This window comes from Lysobacter capsici (assembly GCF_018732085.1).
Lineage (GTDB): Bacteria > Pseudomonadota > Gammaproteobacteria > Xanthomonadales > Xanthomonadaceae > Lysobacter > Lysobacter capsici_A.
This window is the reverse complement of the sequence record NZ_CP076103.1, coordinates 5,289,159-5,314,362: the sequence shown is the minus strand read 5'-3', so window position 1 is coordinate 5,314,362 and position 25,204 is coordinate 5,289,159. Positions and strand designations below refer to the sequence as shown.

General features: G+C 64.8%; 11 protein-coding genes. 5 read left to right on the top strand and 6 right to left on the bottom strand.

All coding sequences use genetic code 11. From position 1 onward, the window contains the following. Window positions 1-117: 117 nt before the first annotated feature. On the top strand, window positions 118-1,056 hold the full coding sequence (hemC, locus tag KME82_RS22180; RefSeq protein ID WP_215495936.1) for a hydroxymethylbilane synthase: 939 nt from the start codon (window positions 118-120) through the stop codon (window positions 1,054-1,056). A gap of 192 nt (window positions 1,057-1,248) precedes the next feature. Here the strand turns inward: hemC and KME82_RS22175 are convergent, their stop codons facing one another. The 5 genes from KME82_RS22175 to KME82_RS22155 all read right to left on the bottom strand — a co-directional run bounded on the left by KME82_RS22175 (window position 1,249) and on the right by KME82_RS22155 (window position 7,311). Beyond that, on the bottom strand, window positions 1,249-1,923 hold the full coding sequence (locus KME82_RS22175) for a DUF481 domain-containing protein (protein WP_215495935.1): 675 nt from the start codon (window positions 1,921-1,923) through the stop codon (window positions 1,249-1,251). Between the two features lie 189 nt (window positions 1,924-2,112). Further along, window positions 2,113-3,060, bottom strand: coding sequence for a dimethyl sulfoxide reductase anchor subunit family protein (locus KME82_RS22170; protein WP_215495934.1), 948 nt, complete (start codon window positions 3,058-3,060; stop codon window positions 2,113-2,115). 102 nt (window positions 3,061-3,162) lie between these two features. Next, window positions 3,163-3,981 carry a 4Fe-4S dicluster domain-containing protein gene (locus tag KME82_RS22165; protein ID WP_215495933.1) on the bottom strand — a complete coding sequence of 273 codons (819 nt, stop codon included), beginning with the start codon at window positions 3,979-3,981 and terminating at the stop codon, window positions 3,163-3,165. After that, a complete protein-coding gene (locus KME82_RS22160) occupies window positions 3,978-4,199 on the bottom strand; it encodes a hypothetical protein (RefSeq protein ID WP_036114828.1) in 222 nt (73 codons plus the stop codon). Before KME82_RS22160 ends, KME82_RS22165 begins: the two co-directional genes overlap by 4 nt. A gap of 82 nt (window positions 4,200-4,281) precedes the next feature. Further along, on the bottom strand, window positions 4,282-7,311 hold the full coding sequence (locus KME82_RS22155) for a molybdopterin oxidoreductase family protein (RefSeq protein WP_215495932.1): 3,030 nt from the start codon (window positions 7,309-7,311) through the stop codon (window positions 4,282-4,284). A gap of 119 nt (window positions 7,312-7,430) precedes the next feature. Here KME82_RS22155 and KME82_RS22150 point away from each other — a divergent pair, with 119 nt between their 5' ends. Further along, window positions 7,431-7,646 (top strand): hypothetical protein, encoded by a 216-nt coding sequence (locus tag KME82_RS22150; RefSeq protein ID WP_215495931.1) that lies wholly within the window; start codon window positions 7,431-7,433, stop codon window positions 7,644-7,646. Between the two features lie 54 nt (window positions 7,647-7,700). On the opposite strand, the gene KME82_RS22145 is transcribed toward KME82_RS22150, so the two are convergent. Continuing rightward, a complete protein-coding gene (locus KME82_RS22145) occupies window positions 7,701-8,285 on the bottom strand; it encodes a hypothetical protein (RefSeq protein WP_215495930.1) in 585 nt (194 codons plus the stop codon). 89 nt (window positions 8,286-8,374) lie between these two features. Between KME82_RS22145 and KME82_RS22140 the strand changes: the two genes are divergently transcribed. The 3 genes from KME82_RS22140 (at window position 8,375) to KME82_RS22130 (ending at window position 25,193) form a co-directional block, all read left to right on the top strand. Continuing rightward, entirely contained in the window at window positions 8,375-9,343 is a 969-nt protein-coding gene (locus KME82_RS22140) for a helix-turn-helix transcriptional regulator (RefSeq protein WP_036114817.1), read from the top strand. Further along, entirely contained in the window at window positions 9,343-10,284 is a 942-nt protein-coding gene (locus tag KME82_RS22135; protein ID WP_215495929.1) for a patatin-like phospholipase family protein, read from the top strand. Before KME82_RS22140 ends, KME82_RS22135 begins: the two co-directional genes overlap by 1 nt. A 482-nt stretch (window positions 10,285-10,766) precedes the next feature. After that, window positions 10,767-25,193 (top strand): putative Ig domain-containing protein, encoded by a 14,427-nt coding sequence (locus KME82_RS22130; protein ID WP_215495928.1) that lies wholly within the window; start codon window positions 10,767-10,769, stop codon window positions 25,191-25,193. The last annotated feature ends 11 nt before the right edge of the window (window positions 25,194-25,204 follow it).

Here is a 25,204-nt window from a genome sequence, read left to right as displayed (position 1 = left end):
CGGCAGCATCCGTCATTGCTCTAACAAACCAGCGTTGCGCCCCAATCTCGTCCCTCACTTTTCCACTCGTTCCTCGGCCTTTGGCCTCAAGCCCCCAACAGCGGCGATAATGCCGCCATGAAGACCCTGCGCATCGCCACCCGCAAGAGCCCGCTCGCCCTGTGGCAGAGCGAGCACGTCGCCGACCGCCTGCGCGCCCTGCATCCCGGCCTGACGGTCACCCTGGTGCCGATGAGCACCCGCGGCGACGAGGTGCTGGACCGCTCGCTGGCCGCGATCGGCGGCAAGGGCCTGTTCCTCAAGGAACTGGAACTGGCGATGCTGCGCGGGGAAGCCGACTGCGCGGTGCATTCGCTCAAGGACGTACCGATGGAGCTCGAACCGGGTTTCGCCATGCCGGCGATCCTGGAACGCGCCGACTACGCCGACGCCTTCGTCAGCAACGCCTTCGACGGCATCGACGCGCTGCCGACCGGCGCCCGCGTCGGCACCTCCTCGCTGCGCCGCCAGGCCCAGTTGCGCGCGCTGCGCCCGGACCTGGAACTGCGCGACCTGCGCGGCAACGTCAACACCCGGCTCGGGCGCCTGGACGCGGGCGAGTACGACGCCATCATCCTGGCCTGCGCGGGCCTGCAGCGGCTCGGCCTGGACGCACGCATCCGCGCGCGCCTGGAATCGCCGTACTGGCTGCCGGCGCCGGCGCAGGGCGCGATCGCGATCGAATGCCGCGAGGACGACCTGTCCACCCGCGAGCTATGCGCCGCGCTCGATCACGCCGCCACCCGCACCTGCGTGGAAGCCGAGCGCGGCATGAACCGCGCACTGCACGGCAGCTGCCACGTGCCGGTCGCCGCGTATGCACGTCTGGACGGCGAGCACCTGCGCCTGGACGGGCAGGTCGGTTCGGCCAGCGACGGTCGCGCGGTGCGCGCGCACGGCGAGGGCCGCGGCGACGCGCCCGAGTGCCTGGGCATCGAAGTCGCGCAGAAGCTGCTGGCGCAGGGCGCGGGTGAGTTCATCGCCGATTCGCTGGGCGACGGGGGCGATCAGGATTGAGGCGTTGCGTCGGTTACGGGCGCGGGCGGATCGCGGTCTGACGTCGAAGTTGCGTCATGTCCGAAGTGTCGCGGTCGCGGCTTGCGCCGCTCCTACAGGCAGCCCATGTAGGAGCGGCGCAAGCCGCGACCGCGAAACCTCAAACAACGGCGCAGGCACGTGATGCCCGCGCTCGGCAAACCACAGCAGCCCTCAAAACCGCCGAATCAACTCGATCGAACTCTCCGCACTCTCGCTGCCACCGCCGCCGTTGTTGTCGTGGCGGATCGCGAAATCGGTCTCCAGCTTCCAGTTCTGCCACACCTCCACGTCCAGCCGCACCGACTGCTTGACGAAGGTGTCGCCGCGGCCGCTTTCGACCTGCACGCTCTGGGTGAAACGCGCGCGGTCGCCGATGCGCTGGCCGAGGTTGAGTTCGCCGCGGAACACCGCGCCGGGACGGTTGATGCCGTCGTCGTACAACGGCGCGAGGCGGTAGCCGGCGCCGAACTGCAGGCCGATCTGGGTCGGGCCGTCGCGCACTGCCTGCACGCCGTAGCGGGTGCCGATGCGGTAGTCGTTGGAGTACATCGAGCGGCTTTCGCGCGAGGTCGCCGGGGCGCTGACGCCGCCGATCACGCGTTGCTGGCCCGGCAACTGCACCTTGCGCAGCGGCGGCAGGTCGGCCGGGTCGATATCGGGCGCGCGTTGCCGCGTCGCCATCGCCGACTTCCATTCCTCGTCGCCGCAACGGGTCGAGAAGCAGAACAGGCGCATCTGCGCCGGATCGCTCGCAATCGCGATCAGGATCGGGTCGCCACCGAAGGCGGGATTCGGCAATGTGACCAGAGGCGCGCCCAGCAGGGCGAGCCCGATTGCACCGAGCATCGTCTGAGTCAGGCTGGAAGGACGGCCCAGGATAATGCCATGAAATCGATTACAGACCTGCGACGCCGGGCACGTCGGATAGGTTCGATTAATCCTGCGGTGGCACGCAAGTGATTGATGCGAATGGCCGGACGCCTTGCGCCACGGGGCGATGGCCGGGTTCGCGGCTGCGATCGATGGCCCGGAGGCTCAGTAGTACAGCGTGACCAGATGTTTGGCCTGGGCGAAGAACAGCCAGCGCTCGACCACCGCGCCCAGCAACACCGACAACGCGCTCAGCGCGGTTACGACCGCGGCCGTCTCAGGCGACCCGGTCACCTGCATCAGGCCGGCGACGAACATGCCGGCCACCGGCAGCAGCGCGAACAACACCAGCGCGATCGCGCGCAGCTTGCGCGCGTGCTTGCGCGCAAGCACGTAGCCCATTTCGCGCGTCAGGTAATTGTCTTCGGTGTGCGGGCGCTCGAACACCGACAATTCGCGGTCGGGCAGGCCGACCGCTTCGCCGCGGGTGACCGGCAGGGGCGTGCGGTCGATCGCGCGCCAGTACACCAGCTTGAGCAGCGCGGTCAGCGGCGCCAGCAGCACCACCGCCGTCATCGCCCAGCGTCCGGCCGCGGCCGTGGTGGGTAGCGCGGCCAGCAAGGCCGCGCCGCTGAGCAGGGCGAAGGCCAGATAGCCCGGCACCACCAGCCAATGCCGCCACGCCGGGATCGGCTTGAGCGAGGCGTAGATCATCGCCGTGCAGGCCACGGTGAGCAGTGCGCACACCACCACCGCCGCCGACAGCAGCATCGGCATCGCCGCGCCGCTTTCGCGCACCGCGCCCAGCAGCAAGCCCAATGCGGGCAGGTAGGCGACGATCGCCATCACGCCCTCGCGCGACAGCCACGAGGTCCGCCATTGCGAGAACGCGCGCCAGGCGCGCAGCGGCTTGCCCAGGTGCAGGGTCGAGCTGAGCAGGCCGACGGTGACCAGGATCAAGGCCGTCAGCATCGCGAACGCCAATACGCGCATGGGCTCGACCGGCGATCCGCCGGCGTAATGGTAGAAGGCGATCGCGCCGACCCACGCCATCAGCCCATACCCGGCGCCCGACAAGGTGGTAAAGAAAATGACCGAGAACGCCGGATGCATATCAGCCTGCGCGAGCGAAACGAAGGGAAATGAGATGCGCGTGTGCGCGGACGCACTCGCCACGCGTGCAGTCGCGCAATCGCCACCTACCGCGCAAACGCATCATCGCGACAACACCCGATCCAGCCAGCGCAACACCGTCGGCAGGGCCTGAGCGTCCAGCGTTTCCGCGGCCGGCGCCGATTCGGGTTCCGTCGCACCGTTGCGGCGTGCGCGCGGCGGCAGGTATTTGTTGGTCGGCTGGTAACCCAGCGAGGCCATCAGGTCGACGCCGCCGCGTTCGGCGACGAGCTTGGACACCTTCGACTCCGGATCGGCGAAGTCGCCGAAATGGCGCGCGCGGGTCGGGCAGGCCTGCACGCAGGCCGGCTGGCGTTCGGATTCTTCAAGGTTCTCGTTGTAGATGCGGTCGATGCACAGCGTGCATTTCTTCATCACGCCCTCGACCGGGCTGTACTCGCGCGCACCGTAGGGGCAGGCCCAGGAGCACAGCTTGCAACCGATGCACTTGTCCTCGTCGACCAGCACGATGCCGTCCTCTGCGCGTTTGTAGCTCGCGCCGGTCGGGCACACGGTCACGCAGGCCGGCTGTTCGCAATGCAGGCACGAGCGCGGGAAGTGCAGGGTCATCGCCGGTTGCGGCGTAGTGTCGGCGGCCGCCGCGGCGCTGCCGCAGCCGCGCACCGGATCGGCGATCGGCAATGCGGCGACGGTGGTGGCTTCGACTTCGTAGCTGTGGACGCGATTGAACCAAACGCCCGACGGGTCCTTGCCGTAAGGCTGCTCATCGGTCAGCGGCGCGGAAAAACCGCCGGCGTTCCATTCCTTGCAGCTCACCGCGCAGGCATGGCAACCCACGCAGGTGTCCAGGTCGATCACCAGACCCAGTTTCTTCTTCGACGGCGGTGGCAGACCGGTCATCGTTTTCTCCCGGTCGATATCAGCCATACCCCGAGCGCAAACACAGCCAGGCCGACGGTCACGCTCGGCATCAACGCGATCAACACTGGCGTCACCGAGCCGTTGGCGCTCGCGGCCGCGTCGCGAGTGGGATCGAACATGCCCAGGCCGAGCAACAGCACCAGGCCGAAGCTCAGCGCGATGCACAGCAGGCCGGCGAATACGCGGGCCGGTTTCATGCTCGCTCCATCAGGATTCGAATCCGCGTAGCGGCCGACGCAGCGCCATCTCGGCAACAACATGGACTGGCGATGCATCCGTTCATCGGTTTTTCCTGAACTGCGCGCCGTAGCGCAAGGGCCGGTTGTCGGCGGGCTCGAACGACAATGCGGCGAACTGCGGCTGCGAGACCGCCTGCGCATCGTCGGCCGCGTCGAGTCTGCGGATCGACACGCGCAGATCGAACCAGGCCGCCTGGCCAGTGACCGGGTCGGCGTTGGCGTAGTCGCCCTTGGGCGTGATGTCGGAAATCAGATGATTGAGCAGGAAACCCTTGCGGCTTTCCGGCGCGTCCTTGTTCAAGCGCCAGGCGCCGCGGCGCTTGCCGATCGCGTTCCAGGTCCAGACCGTGTCGGGCTGCACGTTGGCGGCGAATTTCGCCTGCACCTGGATGCGGCCGTGGTGCGATTGCACCGCGATCCAGTCTTCGTCGGCGATGCCGTGGCGCGCGCCGGTGTCGGGATGCAGGTAGAGGAAATTGCGCGCGCTGATCTGCCGCAGCCACGCGTTCTGCGAACCCCAGGCGTGGTACATGAACATCGGCCGCTGGGTCACCGCGCTGAGCGGGAAACGCGTGGCGCCGTCGGCGATCTGCGCGCCTTCGAAGGGTTCGTACCAGATCGGCAACGGATCGAAGTAGGTCGCCACGCGCTCGCGGTGTTCGGCCGGCGGCTGCTTGGCACCGTGGCCCTGCGCGGCGAGGCGGAACTTCTGCATCGTCTCGGAATACAGCTGCAGCACGATCGGATCGGCGTGGCCGAGAAAACCCATCTTCTGCGCCCAGTCCAGATAGCCGCGGTTGGCCATCTTGAAGTAGCGCGCCGACTCGGGCACGTGGCTGCGCCAGAAGCCGCCGTTGTCGATGTAGCGTTGCAGCTGCTCCGGGTTCGGCGGGCCCTTGGCTTCGAGTTCGCCGTGTTCGCCGCGCCAGCCGGCGAGCAGGCCGACCCCGGGCGCGCGTTCGTGGCGCACGATGTAGTCAGCGTAGTCGCGATAGCGCGGGCTGCCGTCTTCCGACACCATGCCTGGAAGTCCAAGGCGTGCGCCGATGTCGAGCAGGACAGACTGGAAGCCGCGCACGTCGCGGGCTTCGTCGCTTGCGTGCAGGCGTTGCGTGGCCGAATCCACGATGGGATGCCGTATCGCATCGCAGGCCGAATCCGCATCGGAGATCGGCCGGTCGAGCAGGCTGATCGCGTCGAAGCGTTCCAGATACGTGGTGTCGGGCAGGACCAGATCGGCGTAGGCGGTCATCTCCGAGGCGTAGGCGTCGGCGTAGATGATGTGCGGGATGCGGTACTCGCCGTCTTCGCCGCGATCGGTGAGCCAGTGCATGGTCTCGCCGGTGTTCATCGCCGAGTTCCAGCTCATGTTGGCCATGAACATCATCAGCGTGTCGATCTTGTACGGATCGCCGGCCCAGGCGTTGCGGATCACCGTGTGCATCATGCCGTGCGCCGACAGCGGGTACGCCCACGAGAACGCGTGGTCGATGCGACGCGGCTGACCGTGTTCGTCGACGACGAGGTCTTCGGGGCCGTGGACGAAACCGAGCGGGGCGGCGTCCAGCGCGCCATTGGCTTGACGCTGTTTTCCGGGCCGGTTCGGCGGCGGGAGTGGCTTGGGGAACGGCGGCTGATAGCGGAACGATCCGGGCGTGTCGACCGCGCCGAGCAGCAACTGCAACAAGTGCAGCGCGCGGCAGGTGTGGAAGCCGTTGCTGTGCGCGCTGATCCCGCGCATCGCGTGCATGCTGACCGGACGGCCGACCATCTGACTGTGTTCGCGGCCGTGCGCATCGGTCCAGGCGATCGGCAGGGTGACGGGGTTGTCGAACGCGGCCTGTGCGAGTTCGCGGGCGATGCGGCGGATGGTGTCGGCGGGAATGCCGCAGCGTTCGCTGACCGCGTCGGGTGCGTATTGCGGGTCGAGGTAGCGTTCGACGAGCAGGTGGAACACGGGCACGGCGCGGCGGCCGTCGGGCAGGGTGTATTCGCCTACGACGGCGGGGGAGATGTCGATGGTGTCGGCGGGGCAGGCGCGGCCCTCACCCCGGCCCTCTCCCGCGGGCGGGAGAGGGAGCTCTTCGGCGGTGTTCGGGATGTTTCGCGGAGCCGCATCTTCGGATGCATGCGTCGCATCCGACCGCTTCGTCGGTGTTCCCTCTCCCGCTTGCGGGAGAGGGCTAGGGTGAGGGCCGCTAACCCAACACAACGCACGCCCCAGCTCATCGCGAGCAAACAACCCATCATCCGCCCCACCCGGATTGCGGATCACCAGCCAATGCGCATTCGCATACCGCACCAGATAATCCAGATCGATCCGATCGGCCTTCAGCAATTCGTGGATCAGCGCGAACGCAAACAATCCATCGGTCCCAGGCCGGATCCCGATCCACTCATCGGCGATCGCACCATAGCCGCTGCGCACCGGATTGACCGCGACGATCTTCGCGCCGCGCGCCTTCAACTTGCCCAGGCCGAGCTTGATCGGGTTGGAGTCGTGATCCTCGGCCACGCCCCACAGCATCAGATAACGCGAATGCTCCCAGTCGGGTTCGCCGAATTCCCAGAACGAGCCGCCCAGCGTATACAACCCGCCCGCGGCCATGTTGACCGAGCAGAACCCGCCGTGCGCAGCGTAGTTGACCGTGCCGAACTGCTGCGCCCACCAGCCGGTCAGCGCCTGCGACTGATCGCGGCCGGTGAAAAACGCGAGCTCGTCGGGATTGCGTTCGCGGATCGGTGCCAGCCAGCCGGCGGCGATGTCCAGCGCCTGGTCCCATTCGATTTCGCGGAACTCGCCCTTGCCGCGCTCGCCCACGCGCAACAAAGGTTTGCTCAGCCGCGCCGGCGAATAGTGCTGCATGATCCCGGCCGATCCCTTGGCGCACAGCACGCCCTGGTTGACCGGATGATCGGGATTGCCCTGGATGTAACGGATCTTGCCGTCGGCCAGCCAGACCTTGATGCCGCATCGGCATGCGCACATGTAACAGGTCGTGGTCTTGACCTCGTCGCCGGGCGAGGGCGACAGGTCGATGGCTGGCTCGGAGGGAGCGTGCTCTCGCATCGGGTCATTGTGCCTATCGCGCCGGGATCCGGCGAGTCTGCCGGCGGCGCTTGGCGTTGCCGCAAGGATCCGGACATACTCCGGTGTTGTCACACGCGCACAAGGACAGGCACGAACGCATGGAACTGCTGTGGGCGCTGTTCGTGGTCGCCTCGCATGGCGGGCTGTTCGTCGTCGCGGCGTGGTCGGCCTGGGTCGGCTACCGCCAGCGCGCGCGCCGGCCGGGCTTCAATCGCTGGCATCTGGGCGCGGCCGTCGCGGCGGCGCTGGGCATCGCGGCGATCTACGGCTGGCAGCAATTGGGCCTGGCGATGCGCGGCGCGATCACCGGCTGAATGCGCAGCCGGCCACCGCAGTCGCAATCGATGCGACTGCGGTGGTGTCTAATGTCACTTCACCGCCGGGGCCTGGATCTTGATACTGGGGTCGTTGAAACGCGAATACTTCAAGGTCGAGGTGTACTGCTTGCCGTTGACGTCGGCGATGTTGACCGATTGCACCGGATAACCGTCGGCGTTGACCCAGAAGGTCGAGGAGGACTTGGGTTGGGTGTTGTCGATCTTGTACTTCTTGGTCGCCACGCCGCTCAGGTTCTCGTTGCCGGCCGCGGTCACCTTGAGGGTCGTCAGGTTGCCGAGAACTTTGTCGCGGGTACGCAATTGGGCGATGCCGCCGTTGGGCGCGGCCTGTTTGCTGGTCTTGCCCTGGATGGTCAGGTACAAGGTGTTGCCGATCATGATCTGCTCGCCCATCGTGCCCATCTTCACGCGCATGCGGTCGGGGGCGACGAAGTCGGTTTCGGTGCCCGGTCCCGGGCCCATGCTCATGACGGCGTGGTAGCTCTTGGCGGCGAGGAATTTGTCGACTGCGGCCACGACCTCCTCTTTCGGTCCGGCCCAGGCCAGACTGGAGGCGCTCAGACCCAGCAGCAGCACCGGGGTGGTCAGCGTTGCGGATAATGAGGTCTTGATCACGTAGGATCCTTAGGTTCGATGGTGGCGGCCGGACAGAGGCCGATGCCATGCTAGTTGTGTCCCCACCGCCTCTACCAGACCCCGCCGACATGGAACGTATCGAACGCATCCACGCGCTGCACCGGATTCTCACTGCGGCCAGGTATCCGGTCACAGTTCAGCGCCTCCAGGAGGACCTGGAATGCTCGCGCGCGACCGTCTATCGGGATCTGGCCTACCTGCGCGATTACCTGATGGCCCCGGTGGTCGGCAACGGCGAAGCCGGTTTCCGCTACGACACCAGCGAAGGCGACCGCTTCGAGCTGCCCGGCCTGTGGCTGAGCTCGGAGGAACTGCATTCGCTGCTCGCCGCGCAACAGCTGCTGATGCGCAGCGGCGGCGGGGTGTTGTCGAACGCGCTCGCGCCGTTGCAGCAGCGCATCGAAAAACTGCTCGACGAACACGCCGGCGGCCGGCGCCTGCCGGTCGAGCGCGTGCGGGTCATCCCGCACCGCACCCGTCGGCTCGACGAAACCGCGTTCCGCGCCGTCGCCACGGCGGTGCTCGATCGCAAGCCGCTGACGTTCGAATACCGCGCGCGCTCCACCGACGAGCGCACCCGTCGCAGCGTGTCGCCGCAACGGCTCACCCATTACCGCGAAAACTGGTACCTCGACGCCTGGGATCACGAGCGCGACGCCCTGCGCAGCTTCTCGGTCGACCGGATCAGCGCGGCCAAGATCGGCGACGTGCCGGCGCGCGATGTCGCCGACGAGGAACTCGATCAGCACCTCGCCTCGAGCTACGGCATTTTCTCCGGCGCGCCAAAGGGCTGGGCGACGATCGTGTTCAGCGCCAAGGCCGCGCGCTGGGTCGCCGACGAACACTGGCATTCGCAGCAGCAGGGCCGCTTCCTCGCCGACGGCCGCTACGAGCTCAAGGTGCCGTACAGCGCCGGGCGCGAGTTGCTGATGGACGTGATGCATTACGGCAGCGACGCCGAGATCGTCGAGCCGGTGGTGCTGCGCGAGCAGGCCAAGTCGATGCTGGAACTGGCGCTGAGCAACTACGGTCACTGATGCCCGGCGCGGATCCTCCGAAGATCGAAAGCGGCGAAGCGGTCGCGCTGGTGCTCGGCGCCGGCGGCGCGCGCGGGCTGGCGCAGATCGGCGTGATCGAAGCGTTGCAGGCGCGCGGGCTGCGCATCGTCACCGTCGCCGGTTCCTCCAGCGGCGCGCTGGTCGGCGGTTTGTTCGCGGCCGGCAAGATGGAGGCGTACCGCGACTGGCTGTTCGGCATGAGCCGCACCGCGATGCTGCGCTTGCTCGATCCGGTGTTCGGCCAGTCCTCGCTGTTCCGCGGCGAGCGGCTGATGCACAGCCTGCGCGAACTGACCGGCGATGTACGCATCGAGGACCTGCCGATCGGCTTCACCGCGGTCGCGGTCGATCTGATGCGGCAGCGCGAAGTGTGGCTGCGCGAGGGCGACCTGTGGGACGCGATCCGCGCTTCGATCGCGATCCCGGGTGTGTTCACGCCCTACGAATTGCACGGCCGCGAATTGGTCGACGGCGGCCTGCTGGCGCCGTTGCCGATCACCGCGACGCGTTTGTCCGACGCGCACCGCCTGGTCGCGGTCGACATGCACGGCTGGCCCGCGCAACCGCCCGGCGCCTTGGCCCAGCAGAACGGCAACAAGACCGAGTTGACCACGCAGGGCGGCGGCGACGCCAAGCCGCCGTCCTTGTTCAATCACTGGTTCCGGCGCAAGGCCAGCGAATCGCACGATGAAGTCGAGGAAGACGCGCCGCACGAGATGGGCTTCACCGAATTGATGGCGCGCTCGCTGGACACGATGCAGGCGCAGATCGCGCGCGTGCAGTTGGCGTTGGACCCGCCCGAACTGGTGATCCGCATTCCGCGCGACGCCTGCCAGTTCTACGAATTCTGGCGGGCCAAGGAACTGATCGAGATCGGGCGCGAGGAAGCGGAAAAGGCGCTGGACAAGGCTGGGTATTGAGTTTGGCCGGGGTGTTCGCTCCCCCGGTTTTTCGTGTTGCTCCGAATTCTTCACGCCTGCCGTCGTGGTCACTTGGTGACTGCGTGGCCGCGGAGTTTGCCGTCGCCGGGGCCGCCGCTTTGATTCTGGCAGTTTGCTCTGACGCAGCGGCGTAATCGAATCGTTTTGGCGGAGAGCGCCTGGAGCGCGGTATGCCTGCTTCCGCATGGCGCTCATGGATACTATTCGAAGCGTTGGGGCGTTTTCTTCGCTGATTTTCTATGCTGTCTTGGGCTAAATATTACCTGCCATTTGCGGAAAATATAGATCCTGAGCTTCCGGGTCGTGTGTGTTACAGGCCATTGTAGGGTTCAAATAATCCGTTTTATTTACTCGATGCGTAAAAAATACAAAAAAAGTAACACCTAAACAGCTTGCGTACCCCCTGGATTAGTTAGGCAGAGCCGCCCGGAAGGCGGTGCGCCATCTTGGGGGACGTTGATATGTCGGCAGTGATTTCGGGTAACGGTCTGGGTCTGTTCAACGGCTCGGCGAGTCAGATCGGGACCGGTCTGGGCGGTGGCGTGCGGCTGGGGCAAGGTCGGGACAACCAATACGTCAACATCGCCACCGGCAACCTGCTGCTGCAAAGCCAGGACGAGCAGTTGCTGTTCCGCGGCATGAGCATCGCCGCGCAGCGCACCTACAACAGCCGCGGCCTGCTGGCCGATGTCGGCGCCGACGCGTGGATCACCGGTTTCGAACGCCGGGTCGAGTTGCTGTCGGGCACGCTCAACGCCGCCGGCAGCGTGATGCGCCGCTACACCGGCGATGGTTCGTACCAGGACTTCGCGTTCGTCAGCGCCGACCTGTACCGCTCGACCACCGGCGATGGCGCGCACGACACGCTCAACCGCGACGGCGCGACCAGCACCTGGACCTGGGTCGAAGGCAGCACCCGCCGCGAGGAGCAGTACGCCAATCATGCCGACGCCACGCTCAAGGGACGGCTGACGCGGATTCGCGATTTGAAGTCCGATGGCGTGTCGGCCGCGACCTGGAATGTCGTGTACGACGCCAGCAACCGCATCAGCGAAGTGCAGGCGGTCGAAGGCGGGCCGCAGGAAGCGCTGATCTTCGGTTACGACGCCAATGGCCGGCTGAGCACGTTGTCGACCCGCATCAATGGCGTGGTCAATGAGCAAGTCACCTACGGTTACGACGGCTCGGGTCGGTTGAGTTCGGTGCTGGTCGACCTGACCCCGGCCGATGCCGCGGGCGATCGCGACGTCTGGGACACCAGCAACTTCGCCAACAACGACGGCTACCGTTTCCACACGGTCTATACCTATGTCGACGTCAGCAGCCTGCAACTGAGCCAGGTACGGCAGAGCGACGGCACGCTGGTCAGCTACACCTACGACGCGCAAGGCCGGGTGCGCACGCTGACCCGCGGCGACGTCAACACCGACGACAGCGACGGCGACGGCGCCGGCCAGACCCTGACCTTCACCTACGACACCGCCGACCGCAGCACCGAAGTCGCCGACTCGACCGGACGCTCGTGGGGCTATGTCTACGACGCAGCGGGGCAGTTGATCGAAGTGCGTTCGCCGGCGGTGTCGGGCGTGCGCGACCTGACCCAGTACAGCTACGACGCCAGCGGTAACGTCACCCGGGTCAAGGCCGTGCGCGGCAGCGCCACCTTGAGCGAGACCGTGTACCAGTACGACGCCAACGGCAACGTGCTGTGGCAGTGGAATACCGTCAACCCCGCTTCGGGCACGGCAGCGACCGCGGTGCAGCGCACCTACACCGCGAGCAACCAGCTGGCCAGCGAGACGGTCTACACCGGCCTGGACGCCGACCGCGAACTGGGCGCGCAGGCACCCAGCGGCGGCCTGACCACCTCGTATGTCTACGACGCGCAGGACCGCGTGCGCTTCGTGATCGACGCGCTCGGCGCGGTGCATGAGTTCGAGTACGAGACCGTTGGCGCCGGCGCGGGCCAGGTGTCGAAGTCGCGCCAATACCTGGGCGCGGCCTACAGCGGCGTGATGACCCTGGCCGGATTGACCGCCTGGGCCACCACGGCGCAACGCGCGCAGAGCACGCTGAGCGAATCCAGTTACGACCTCAAGGGCCGGCTGTCGGGCACCAAGGTCTATGCCGCGGTCGACGGCTCCGGCAACGGCGTCGAAAACGACGCGACCGAGATCGTCCAGTACCAATACGACGCGCATGGACAGCTGACCCAGCGCCGCGCGCTGCGCAGCTCCACCGTCGCCGCCAACGACGGCCGCGACATCGTCCAGACCACGACCTATCTGTACGACGGCATGGGCCGCCTGCTGTCGGAAGTGATCAGCGAAAAGGTCGGCGCCGGCAGCGACGAGGTACGGCGCACGACCTCGCGATGGACCTACCAGGACTCCGGCGCCAGCGTGCGCATGGTGATCGAGGGCGGCACGGTCAACGACGGGGTGACCAGCAACGACCTGCTGCGGGTCGAAGTGCGCGACAAGGCCGGCCAACTGATCAGCGTCACCGATTCCGCATTCAGCGGCGGCGCGGCGCGGACGGTGTCGAAGAACTACTACGACACCGCCGGGCGCTTGCGCGCGAGCGAGGATGCGGGCGGTGCGCGCAGCTATTTCTTCTACGACGAAGAGGGTCAGCTGGCGGCCCAGGTCGATGAAACCGGCGCGGTGATCGAATTCATCCGCGACGACTTGGGCCGGGTGATCCAGACCAAGGCCTACGCAACCCGGGTCGATGCCAGCACGTGGTTGACGGCCGGCAAGGTCGTACCCGCGACGGTCGCCGCGATCCGGCCGGCCGCGACCGCCGACGACCGGACGAGCACGAACACCTACGACGCGCTGGGCCGCCTGCTCACCCAGAAATCCGGCAGCGACGGCGCGACCACCACCCACAGCTACGACGGCGCGGGCCGCCTGTTGCAGACGACCGCCCAGGACAGCGCCGGCAACACGCGCACGATCCGCTATTTCTACGACGCCAGCGGCCGCCAGACCGGCCTGCTCGACGCCGAAGGCTATCTGGTCGAACACAGCTACGACCCCGCCGGCCGCCGCATCGCCAGCAGGGCCTACGCGACCGTGACCGCGAGCGCGCAGCGCGCCGCCGGCACGCTCACTCAATTGCGCCCGGCGAACGCCGCCGCCGATCAACTCACCCGCTGGTTCTACGATGGCCGCGGCAATGTCGTCGGCCAGTTGAACGCCGAGGGCTACCTGACCGAATTCGTGTTCGACGAAGCGCGCAACGAACGCGCGGTGCTGGCCTACGCCAAGCAGCTGACCGGCCTGAGCGGCAGCGAAACCCTGGCGACCCTGCACGCGTCGGCGATCACCGGCACGCTGCAGGAAACCCGCCGCAGCTACGACAGCCTGGGCCGGCTGAGCACCGAGCGCAACGCCGAAGGCACGGTGACCCGTTATACCTACGACGTGCAAGGTCACTTGGTCCGCAGCGAAACGGCGGCCGATACCAGCGAGGTGCGCGAAGGGCGCTTTCGCTACAATGTGTTCGGCGAACTGATCGGCGAACTGGGAGGCGAAGGCGCGGCCCATATAAAAGCCGGCATGATCGAAGCGCAAATCGACGCGGTGTATGCGCAATATGGCGTTCGCCACAGTTACGATTCCTTGGGCCGACGCATCGAAAGCATCGATGCTCAGGGCAACAAGGTCTGGTACTTCTATTACGGCGAAAAACAACCGACCTACATCATCAAGGGCGTAGCAAACGCAGCGGGTGTTTCCAACGCCGAAGGTGAACTTCAGAAAATCGAATATAACGCATTCGGCGAAATTTCCGACCGTTACAATCTGAAGCAGCGCCTGGTGTTGGCCACTGCGGGAAGTCGCACTGCAGCGTCCAACGCAATAGCCACCTTGGTCGTCGACGCCACGCGCGACAGCCGACAGGCTTACCGCTATACCAATCGCGGCCAGATCTGGCGATCAATCGATGCCGAAGGTAACGAGGCCCGCTACACCTACAGCGCGTTCAACGAGCGGATCCGCGAGGAACGCGCCTATGGTACCGCCGCCGCATCGATCAGCGACTATCAGTACGACAAGCGTGGGCTGCTGACAACCCGAGCCGACGCGGTGGGAAAGACCGAACAGCGCAGCGTCGGCTCGGTCTATGACGCATTCGGCCGGGTCACCAGTGCGACCGATGGCCGCGGCATCGCAACGACCTACACCTATGATCGGCTCGGTCGCCAGCTCAGCCGAACCAGCCGAGTTACGTATAACCAGGCGACGACTTGGACGACCACCTACGACGCCTATGGACGCAGTCTGACGACCACCGATCCCGGCGGCGCAGTTACGACCTACAGCTACGATGACGCCAGTCGCAGCATGATTGTGATCGCGCCCGGCGGCGGTCGGATCGTTACTGTACATAACCGTCACGGTCAGAACGTGTCGGTGACAGAGAGCGTTACCGCCAGCAAGGCCATTACCCGCACCTGGATTTACGATCGCGACGGGCAACTGCTCGAGTCGCACGACGGCTTGAACAACATCGTCCGCAACGAGTACGACCCTCGCGGCCTGCTCAACGCCACGATCGACGCCAGCGGTCGGAGGGTCGAGTTGCGCTACGACGCCGTGGGGCGCGTGCTCAAGCGCATTGAAGATCCTGCCGGCCTGGGCCTGACCACTACCTACACCTACGATGCGCAGGGCCGTCAGCTCAGCGTCACCGACGCCAGTGGCCGGGTCAGCCAGCAGCGCTACGACCGCAACGGACGTCTGATCGAAGTTGCCACCGATCCATCAGGTCTGAACCTGCGTACGACCTATGGTTACGACGCGCAAGGCCGCCAGATCACCGTCACCGATCCTGGCGGGCAAGTCGTGCGCTACGACTACGACGCCCTGGGCCGCCGCATTGCCGAACACATCGATCCGGCTGGCTTGAATCTGACCACGACCTACGTCTACGACAAGAACGACAACCTGATCCGCCGCACCGACGCAGCCGGTGGTGTCACCCGCCATGTCTACGACGAAGGCAATCAGCTGATCTATATCACCGATCCGTTGGGCGCGATCACGCGTCAATGGTTCGATGTCAACGGCCGCCTGATTTCCGTGCGGACGTTCGCAGTGGTAACCGACCCCGCGACGCTGACCGACGGCATGACCGTCGGCCAGATGGATGCCAAATTGGTCTGGCGCACCGACGATGCCCACACATTCAGCGTCTATGACAAAAACGGCCAAGTGCGTTTCGTGTTGAACAACATAGACCACACAGTCTACGGCGTTACCGAGATGCTCTACGATCAGGCCAGTCGCCTGGTCGGCACGCGCCGCTACGCGACACAGATCAGCACTACCAATGACATTCGGCAAGAGCTTTACGCCGGGCGCCTGACGCCAGAGGCCTTGCTCGCGCTCACCACCATGCTCGCCCGCAACGACGCGCTCGACCAGACCGAATACCGCGTCTACGACGACGCCGGCCGTGTCCGGCTGGTCATGAACGGCCTGGGCGCGGTGATCGCCTATGGCTACGACGCCGATGGCCGCGTGGTCGAGGAAAAGCGCTACGCCAATCCTGTTGCGAGCGCGAACTTGGCTGCGGCCAAAGCCGCGATCCTGGCCAACACCGCCAGCCTCGCCACGATTGTGTCCTACATCCCCGCCGGCCAGGATCCGGTGACATACCGAGTCTTCGATGCCGCCGGCCGCGCGCGCTATACCATCGACGCGATCGGGGCGGTCACCGAACTGGTCCTCGACGGCGCCGGTCGCACCGTCGGCAGCCGCGCCTACGCAAAAACTTTGACCCTGCCGGCCGCGCTGCTGAGCAAGATCCGCGGTGGCGACAAGACCGCGCAGGCCGATCTGGCCGCGCAGATCGCCACGGCCGCCTTGGCCGACGATGCCCGCGACGTGCGCAACTATCAGGTGTTCGATGCGGCCGGACGGGTTCGCCAGAGCATCGATGCACTCGGCTTCGTACGCACTTACGGCTACGATGCCGCCGGCCGGATCGTATCGGAAAAGCAATACTCCAAAGCTGCGGCATTGACCGCCGCCCTGCGCACGCGTCTGCTGGCCGGCACGGCGACGCCGGCCGAACTCGACGCGGTGATCACTGCGACCTCCGCAGAAGACCGCAACGTCGAACGCATCTACGATGCCGGCGGCCGATTGCGTTATGAGCTGGTCTGGTCCAGCAGCAGCGCCAAGACAATCAGCGAACGCCGTTACGATGCCGCCGGGCGGATGATCGAAGCGATCGCTTACGGCATCACCATTCCCGTATCCACGGCTTCGACCCTCGGCGCCGCGGCGACGGCGATCGCCGCCGCCGGCGGAAATTCGGCCGCGAAACAGCATCAGACCCGCTACGTCTACGACGCCGCCGATCAATTGCGTTTCAGCATGGACGACGCCGGTGCCGTCACCGAGCAGCGCTACGACGGCGTCGGCCGAGTCGTCGAGACCCGCCGCTACGGCGCGCTGATCCCGACCGCCACCGCGATGACCGAAGCGGCGATCGCCGCTGCGATCGCCGGCCAGACCGACACCCGCAGCGTCCGCACCACCTACGATGCCGTAGGCCATGTGCTGACCGTCAACGACGCACTGAATCAGGTCGAACGTTACGTCTACGACGCGCTGGGCCAGGTCACGAGCTACACCAACAAAAGCGGCAACGCCTGGACGTATACCTACGATCTGGCCGGACGCCGCGTTTCGGAAACCAGCCCGGACGTATGGATCGCCACCGTCGATGCCGCCGGCAACCAGAGCTATGGCGTGCGTCGCGTCATCACCCGGACCGCATACGACGCACTGGGCAACGTCGTCACCCGGATCGAGAACGCCGACACCGCCCAGAGCCGCAGCACCCGCTACGAGTACGACAGTCGCGGTCATCAGATCCGCACCATCTTCCCCGATGCCGGCAAGATCGATCCGGCCAGCGGACAACTGATCGCGTCCGGCATTCAGCCGACCATCGAGATTGGCTACGACGCACTCGGCCGCGCCGTGGTACAGAAGGACGTGCGTGGCAACTACAGCTACAAGGTCTATGACGCGCTCGGCCAACTGCTGTACGACGTCGATGCGGAAGCCTACGTCACCCGCAACAGCTACGACGGCTTCGGACAAAAGACCCAACTGCGTCGCCACGAAGCCAGGCTGAACACCGCCGCGATGGCGGGCTGGAGCGCGGGCCAGCCGATCACGCTGGCGCAGATCCAAACCGCGGGCGCCGTCGCCGCAAGCGGCAACGACCGTACCATCACCACCGTTTACGATCAGCGCGGATTCGCGGTGCGCGTTGAGCAGGCGCAGGTTACGTATTACACCGCCGCCGGCAATGCCGCGACCGGTACGCCGACGGTGCAGGTCGAGTACGACGCCTACGGCCAGAAGGTCAAGGAATCGGTGCTGCTCGAGGGCGCCGCCGGCCAGCCGAGCGCCCGCTGGGCCGACACCTACACCTACTACGACGAACTCGGCCGGGTCGTGATGACCGTCGACGCCGAAGGCTACGTCACCCGCACCCAGTACAACGCCACCGGCGAAGTCACCGAAACCGTCGAGTTCGCCCGCGCCGTGTCGACCATCGGCCTGACCACGCTGGCACCGCCCAACCCGCCGCCGGCCGGCGACGACGTCAGCGGCTACGATCGCGCGATCCGTTACGGCTACGACGCATTGGGCCGCAAGTCGATCCAAGCCGTGGTGCGCCACTTCCAGCGCAACGACGGCAGCTCCGGCGTGCGCGATGTGTTCACCCAGTTCCGCTACAACGGCGAAAACCGCGTCACCGAAGTCATCGACGATACCGGCATCACCAAGACCGACTACGACTCGCTCGGCAACGCGGTCAGCGTGACCGAGCCGGTGCGCGCCGTCATCAACGATACGACCTTCTCCTTGCTGGGCAGCGGCACCGACCGGGATCTGACGACGTCGTGGATGTACGAATACGTCTCGCCGTATACCGGCATGATCTACGATGCCTTCGGCAATATCGTGCTGACTCGCCGGTTCGCCAGCGGCAAGAGCGCCGCGGGCGCCGTCGTCGAAGACGCCAACAAAGACCAGATCGATCGGATCCGATACGACTGGCAGGGTCGCGCGGTCGCCACCAGCAACAGTCACGGCGACACGTCCTACAGCGACTACGACGCGGCGGACAATGTCGTCCATCGCTGGTACATACTCAACGGCGCCATAAGCGGCCGCGACGTGCGCGTGCATGGCTGGTACAGCTACGACAAGGCCGGCCGCCAGACCGGCAACAGCCAGACGCGCGACCTGCTCAATGGCGCCGGTTCCGGCACCGACCAGTCCGAGGCGGTGGTCTACAACGCGTTTGGCGAGATCGTCCAGAAGACTTATGCCGGCATCGCGGGCAGCCTGAACTACGGTTACGACGGCGCCGGTCGCTTGGTCACGTCGAACGAAACATTCGTGATCAAGAACTTCGGCTACAACCTCGCCGGACATCAAGTGCGCGAAACCCACGTGGTCGCCACGTCCGACGGACAGAAAGTAGACGCGATCACCTGGAACACCACCGATCGCCTGGGCCGCACCACCGCCACTCGCCTGCCGTCGCACACCGCCGACCCGAACGCCACATCCAACATCCAGCAACGCCTGGACCGCTGGGGCAACGTGCTGGAAGTGATCGACGCACGCGGCTACCGCACCAACTACCAGTACAACGAGTCCAACCAGGTCGTGCGCGACGAGCGCCCGATCGTCCAGGTCGTGTCCGATACCGGCGCGGTCAGCTGGGTGCGCCCGGTCAACCAGTGGTTCTACGACGCGCTCGGCCGCCTGATCGGCACCCGCGACGCCAACGGCAACACCCGCAGCAACGAGTACGACGCGGCAGGCCGCCTGATCGTCACACACGACGCGCTCGGCCAGACGACTCGTTTCGGTTTCGATGCACTGGGCAACCAGCGCATCACCCAGAACCCGCTCGGCTACCTGACCTACCAGGACTACGATCGCCTTGGCCGGGTGGTCGAGATTGGTGACTACCTCGCCAACGGTGCCGGCGGGCGCGCGCGCGCGGCATTGCAGCGCTATGGTCTGAACCAGAACGGCGACCGTATCCACGTGTTCGATGCGCTCAACAATCTGTCGTTCTACGACTACGACAGCCGCCATCTCATGCTGCGCTCGCAGACCGCGATGGGGGTGGTGACCGGCTATGCTCATGACGTGCAAGGTCGCAAGATATTCGAGACCAACGCACGGTCGGGCTCGGCGACCATCACCGATCGCGATGGCGAAGCGGTGCGGGTGGACGAGTTGGCATGGAACTACGACATCCACGGCCGCCTAATCGACCACAACAACCTCAGCGGCCGCGATTTCGATTACGCCTACGACGCTACGACCGGACAGATCACCGCGGAAAGTCAGACGGGCGGTCCGGCCGCGTATGCCATCCGCTACACCACCTACTACGCCAATGGCTTGATCAAAGCGCTGCACGAGAACGGCGCCGCCCCGACTCACCGCTACGAGTACGACGCCGCCGGCAACCGCACGCTCGAAGAAAACAACACCACCGACGCCGGCGGCAAGGTCGTGCATACGATCACCCGCACCTGGTACGACAGCAACAACCGCGTCCAGCGCGTAGTCCAGGACGACCTGTCCAACGGCGCGGCCAAGCGCGCGTTCGACCTGACCTACAGCTACGACGCCGTCGGCAACCGACGCCGTGTGCAGGCCTCGGCCGGTTACGGCGCCGACTCGGCCGAAGTGCCCGCGATAAACACTGCCCCGCAGCTGGTGAAATCGCCGCCCCCGCGCTCGGTCCACAAGGGCGCGACCACCGAGTTCGCGCTGGTGTTCAACGAGATCTTCCTGGATGCCCAGCAGGACCCGCTGACCCTGCAGATCAGCCTGTTCGACGGTAACCCCCTGCCACCGTGGCTGACCGCGCGCCGCGATGCCGCCACCGGCCAGATCATCTTCACCGCCCAGCCCGCCGCCAACGCCGCGGATCAGGACCTGGGCATCCGCCTGGTCGTCTCGGAAACCGGCAACCCCGGCAACGCGGCCGCGACCTCGTTCACCTTGTACGTGCGCAGCAACGCCGGCCCGGAAGTGTTCAACACCGCGCCGGAGACGATCCCGGTCAAGGTCGGTACGAGTCTCACCAAGACCCTGCGCGCCAGCGACTATTTCTACGACCTCGACATCGGCGATCAACTGCGCCTGAGCATCGACAACCTGAGTTCGTTGCCGGCCTGGCTGCAGATCGATCCGGCCACGATGCTGCTGCGCGCCAACCCGACCGCCGTCGGCGTGTTCGCGGTGATGCTGCGCGCGACCGACCAGAACGGCCAATCGGTGGTCAAGACCATTCACGTCAACGCCGCCGCCAACAGCGCGCCGACCGGTCCGTCGCCGCTGCCCGCCGCGGTCGCGATGCGCAACAACGACTTCAGCTGGTCGAGTCCGCTGGCGCAGGCGTTCACCGACCCCGATGGCGACAGCTTCACCGTTGCTGCCAGCGGCCTACCCGCGTGGCTGTCGTTCCAGCGCATCGACAATCCTGCACGCCCGGAACTGCGCCTGATCGGGCAAGTACCCGGCGACATTCCCGCGGGCACGGTCTACACCATCAGCTTCACCGCCACCGACACCAGCGGCGCGACCAAGACCACGACCCTCGCGATCACCGTGCGTAACGGCAATGAGGCTCCACGCGCGCCCACCAGTTTCGGTTTGTCTCCCGCCGCGGTCGGCTACCCGTACAGCGCACAACTGCCCGCCTTCACCGATCCAGAAGGCGATGCGATCACCTATCAGATCGCCCCGCTGCCGCCGGGTCTAAGCTTCGATGCTGCAAGCCGCACCATCAGCGGCGTGGCCACCACGGCAGGCGAGTTCAACGTGTTCTATACCGCCACCGACCAGTTCGGGGCCAGTACCCGCATGAGCTTCTTCATGCGCAGCTTCGTCAACCGCCCGCCGGTGGCCTCGTCGATTCCGAACCAGACGACGAGTGTCGGCACACCGTTCGTCTACGAGATTCCGCGGTTCAGCGACCCCGACGGTGGGGTGATCCATACCGCCACCGGTCTGCCGTCGGGCATGTACCTGAGCAGCGACGGTTTCATCGAAGGCACCGCGAGCACCGCCGGCAGCTACACCGTCACCGTGACCGGCAGCGATGGGTACGCCAGCGCCAGCACCAGTTTCGTTCTCACCGTCAACGCCGTCGCCCCGCCCAACCGCGCACCACAGCGCAACTACACCCCGCAAGATGTATACATCGAAGTATCCGAGAGTACCGGCGTCAGTGGAGGCACCGGATGGCCGGCGGATGCTTTCATCGATGCAGACGGTAATCCGTTGACGTATCAGCTGGTCAACTCGCCGGCGTGGGTCGAGTACGGCTACGGTCGCGGCGGTTTCGCCGGCCACCAGTTCGACTTTTTCCCGCCGGGTCAGACCAAGACCTACACCGTCACCGTGCGTGCCACCGACAGTTTCGGCGCGTTCGCGGACATGAGCTTCACTGTCCGCGTCTTCTACCGCGCTGGTGGTGGCGTACCGCTGTCGCAACCCGGCGGCCCAGCCGAAAGCAGCCTGAGCTTCGACATGGCGCCCGAGTCCGAGAGCGCCGGCACGGCAACCGCCGCCAGCACCATGGCGAGCACGCCCACCCCGATCGACGTGCGCGACTACTGGTTCACCTACGACGCCGAAAACCGCATCGCGATCAACAACGGTCGCCTGGTCAACGGCCAGATCGTGCTGGCGGCGCAGGGCGGCGACTCGTATCAACTGGGCTACGACGCCGCCGGCCATGCGGTCACCCGCACCTTCTACCGCGGCAACGATCTCAAAGTGCAGCGCAGCGACTTCGATCTGCGCGGCAATCGTACCGTCGAATTCCAGGAGCAGTACGGCGGCGGCAGCTACTACGGTGGTATCGAGCGCGTCTTCAGCTACGACGCCAACAACCGCCAACTCGGTAGCCGCTCTTACATCGCCGCGGGCGAGACCTACACCTATACCTCCAGGCCCGGCGAGATCCACGAGGAGTACGAGACCTACGACATCGGTGGTTGGCTCTCGCAGGCGGAGAACTTCGCCTACGACGCCGATGGCCGCCTGATCTATCAGGAACACTGGACCCGCAACGGCGACCTGGCCAACTGGGTCCGCCAGGCCGCGCGGAATAACGAGAACGGCCGCCAGGCCACCGACACCAGCGTGCTCAATGTTCGCAAGAGCCGCGTCGACTACCTCGACAGCAACAACCAGAGCACCTATGACGTCACCGGCAAGGCCTGGAGTTACCGTACCTTCGCTCCTGGCTACACGCACACCTACACCGTCACCTACGAAGGCTGGGAGAGCTACCAGGAGAAGAGCGTCAGCGGCGTCAGCACCGACAACAACTACAAGCCCACCACCAACACGCTGACGTACGACGCCTACGGCCGCCTGATCTCGCAGGTCGAAAACACCCGCCTGAAGAACGGCACCCTCGACGACCGCGTGCGCTACTACGCCTACAACGGCGACGGCCAGGTCCAGACCCGCCGCGAAGGCACGCTAAACAACGGCCAGTTCACCCAGACCGGCACGACCAAACCGAACTACCTGTTCGCCTACGCCGGCGGCCAGCAGATGGCGCAAGTGCGCGAAGGCGAGCGCGGCATCGTCAGCCTCAACGGCATGGGCATGTACGAAGCCGGCGGCGGCAAGGTCAGCGCGCTGGCCGGCGAGACCCTGCGCGACCTGGCTCGTCGCGTGTACGGCAACGAACAGCAGTGGTACGTGCTGGCGCAGGCGAACGGCTTGGGCGATCCGGATCAGGAAATCGGTGGCGGTTTGCAGTTGGAAGCGCCGAACGTTGATGTCAGTCGCAACGATGCGGGTACGTTCAAGCCGTATAACCCGTCCGAAGCGATTGGGTCGACTACGCCGAGTTTGCCCCATATACCGCCGCCGAAGGCCGCCTGCAGCAGCGTCGCCAAGGTGATCGTCTTAGTCATCGTTGTAGCCGTTGCTGTCTTTACGGGCGGCACCATCCTGGCTGCGCTGCCTACAGCAGGCACGCTAGGACTAGGTACCGCCATGTTCATTGGCGGCGTCGCTGGTGCAGCTGGCGCTCTGGCTGGCCAAGCCGCCGGCAGCTTCATGGGAATATCCAGTTTCAGCTGGCGGGCGGTTGCGGCCGGAGCAATTACAGGCGCTATTACAGGCGGCATTGCCGAGATCGCTGGTGGAGCCGCTGCAGGATTTGGTAGTACCGTCGATGGCGCAGAGCAGGCGGTCAGTGCAACAGCTGGATTTGGCAGAGTGGCCGCTCAAGCCATCGGTAATCCGCTGGCAGCGTATGCCGGTGACAAGATTGCCGGGCTGGATACCAGCTTCAGTTGGCGAAATATCGTTGCAGGTACCTTTACGAATCTGGTCGCATCTTATGCAGGTCCGGCAATCAGCGATCGACTCAAACTTAATTCGAACTTCAGCAGAAGCTTTACCGAAGGCATGACCGCAGGTGTGGTCAGCGCCGCAACTCGCAACGTTATGGGTATTGGTGATGGGTTCGACTTGCGTTCAATCGTCAGCGACGCATTCGGCAATGCTTTAGGAAATTTGATCGGCAATGCAATAGGTGGCACCGAAAATCAAGCAATAGACCGCGCGAGAGGCAATGTCACCAACAGTAATGATAATTCGGTGGTATCTGTCTCGGTGCCCGCAAGGCAACAAAACGTCGACGGCATCGCCACTCTGGATACAGTTACCGCGACCATCGACGGAAGCGCATGGCAATTTTGGGCGAGGAACATCCACTCCAAGAGCATCGTAAATGTTACTCATGGAGGAACATTCGACCAAGATGGCGAACATTATGACGTGCGAGTACCCGAAAGAATTAAAATTGAATCATCAAGCCGTTACAAAGCCACAGACGATATGCCTTGGTATGACCGGCCGATTTACGATGTAGCGAATGGAGCTGCACGCACCGTGCTGGATCGCGTTGCCCCCGGCATCACCTATCTACATGATCACAAGAACACCATTACGGATGCAACACGCGGCGGGACCGCCATCGGCTTAGTTAAAGCCGCTACGCATGCGCTTGTAGACATCCTAGGTACTTTTGAAGGCACTACACCGTTCGGATTTATTAGCGGCGGTCAGAGACCACTTACAGACACTCTTCATCAGAAAATACCGGAATATGAAGATGACGAACGGGTTGGCGCTGCAATTTTTGGCGTCGGCTCCACCGCCCGAAACCTAATTAGGGGTAGCGCCTTACGTGATTTTGCTGCATCTTCCGCCGAGTCACTTGCAACCAACGAGAGTCCGGTAGAAAGTGACGCTTCAGAACCCTTGTATGAGGATCAAACCAGTTCCAGCGGAATCAGTCAGACTGTAGAGATCGATGGTTCTCGCGCGAATGAAACCCCCTACTCACACCTCTCTTTATCCATGAGGCATTTTTATGGAAAGTTCACAAAACCCAATCGCTCGGGAAACTCAATATTCCTGGGTCCGCGTCAAGCGGCCTACGACGATCTAGCGGAAATTCGAGCTGGCCTAGCAACCAAGAAAGGAGAATTCTTCTATACATCATCTGGTCGTGTCTGGGGAACGCATAGCGGAACTACAACCATACATCCCGTATCCGGCGACAACATCGTAAATGTCACGAGTCAAGAGTACAACGCACTGGTTATTTATCAACGTGAGGGAAAAGATACCGCACTCAATTATATATCCCGCCTCGATGATGGAGTAAAACTAACATATGAAAATGCCAGGCGCGTCCGCTGGATTATCGGAGCATTGGAGTCGGAAAAATCTGGAGATATAAATATTTACAAACTAAGAGATCATAAATTCTAAGTTCGACTCTA

Bases quoted from the DNA above. Each gene is read 5' to 3' on its own strand.
- KME82_RS22160 (WP_036114828.1), bottom strand. From the start codon at position 4,199: ATGAAACCGGCCCGCGTATTCGCCGGCCTGCTGTGCATCGCGCTGAGC.
- KME82_RS22155 (WP_215495932.1), bottom strand. From the start codon at position 7,311: ATGCGAGAGCACGCTCCCTCCGAGCCAGCCATCGACCTGTCGCCCTCG.
- KME82_RS22175 (WP_215495935.1), bottom strand. From the start codon at position 1,923: ATGCTCGGTGCAATCGGGCTCGCCCTGCTGGGCGCGCCTCTGGTCACA.
- KME82_RS22135 (WP_215495929.1), top strand. From the start codon at position 9,343: ATGCCCGGCGCGGATCCTCCGAAGATCGAAAGCGGCGAAGCGGTCGCG.
- KME82_RS22150 (WP_215495931.1), top strand. From the start codon at position 7,431: ATGGAACTGCTGTGGGCGCTGTTCGTGGTCGCCTCGCATGGCGGGCTG.
- KME82_RS22140 (WP_036114817.1), top strand. From the start codon at position 8,375: ATGGAACGTATCGAACGCATCCACGCGCTGCACCGGATTCTCACTGCG.
- KME82_RS22165 (WP_215495933.1), bottom strand. From the start codon at position 3,981: ATGACCGGTCTGCCACCGCCGTCGAAGAAGAAACTGGGTCTGGTGATC.
- hemC (WP_215495936.1), top strand. From the start codon at position 118: ATGAAGACCCTGCGCATCGCCACCCGCAAGAGCCCGCTCGCCCTGTGG.
- KME82_RS22130 (WP_215495928.1), top strand. From the start codon at position 10,767: ATGTCGGCAGTGATTTCGGGTAACGGTCTGGGTCTGTTCAACGGCTCG.
- KME82_RS22170 (WP_215495934.1), bottom strand. From the start codon at position 3,060: ATGCATCCGGCGTTCTCGGTCATTTTCTTTACCACCTTGTCGGGCGCC.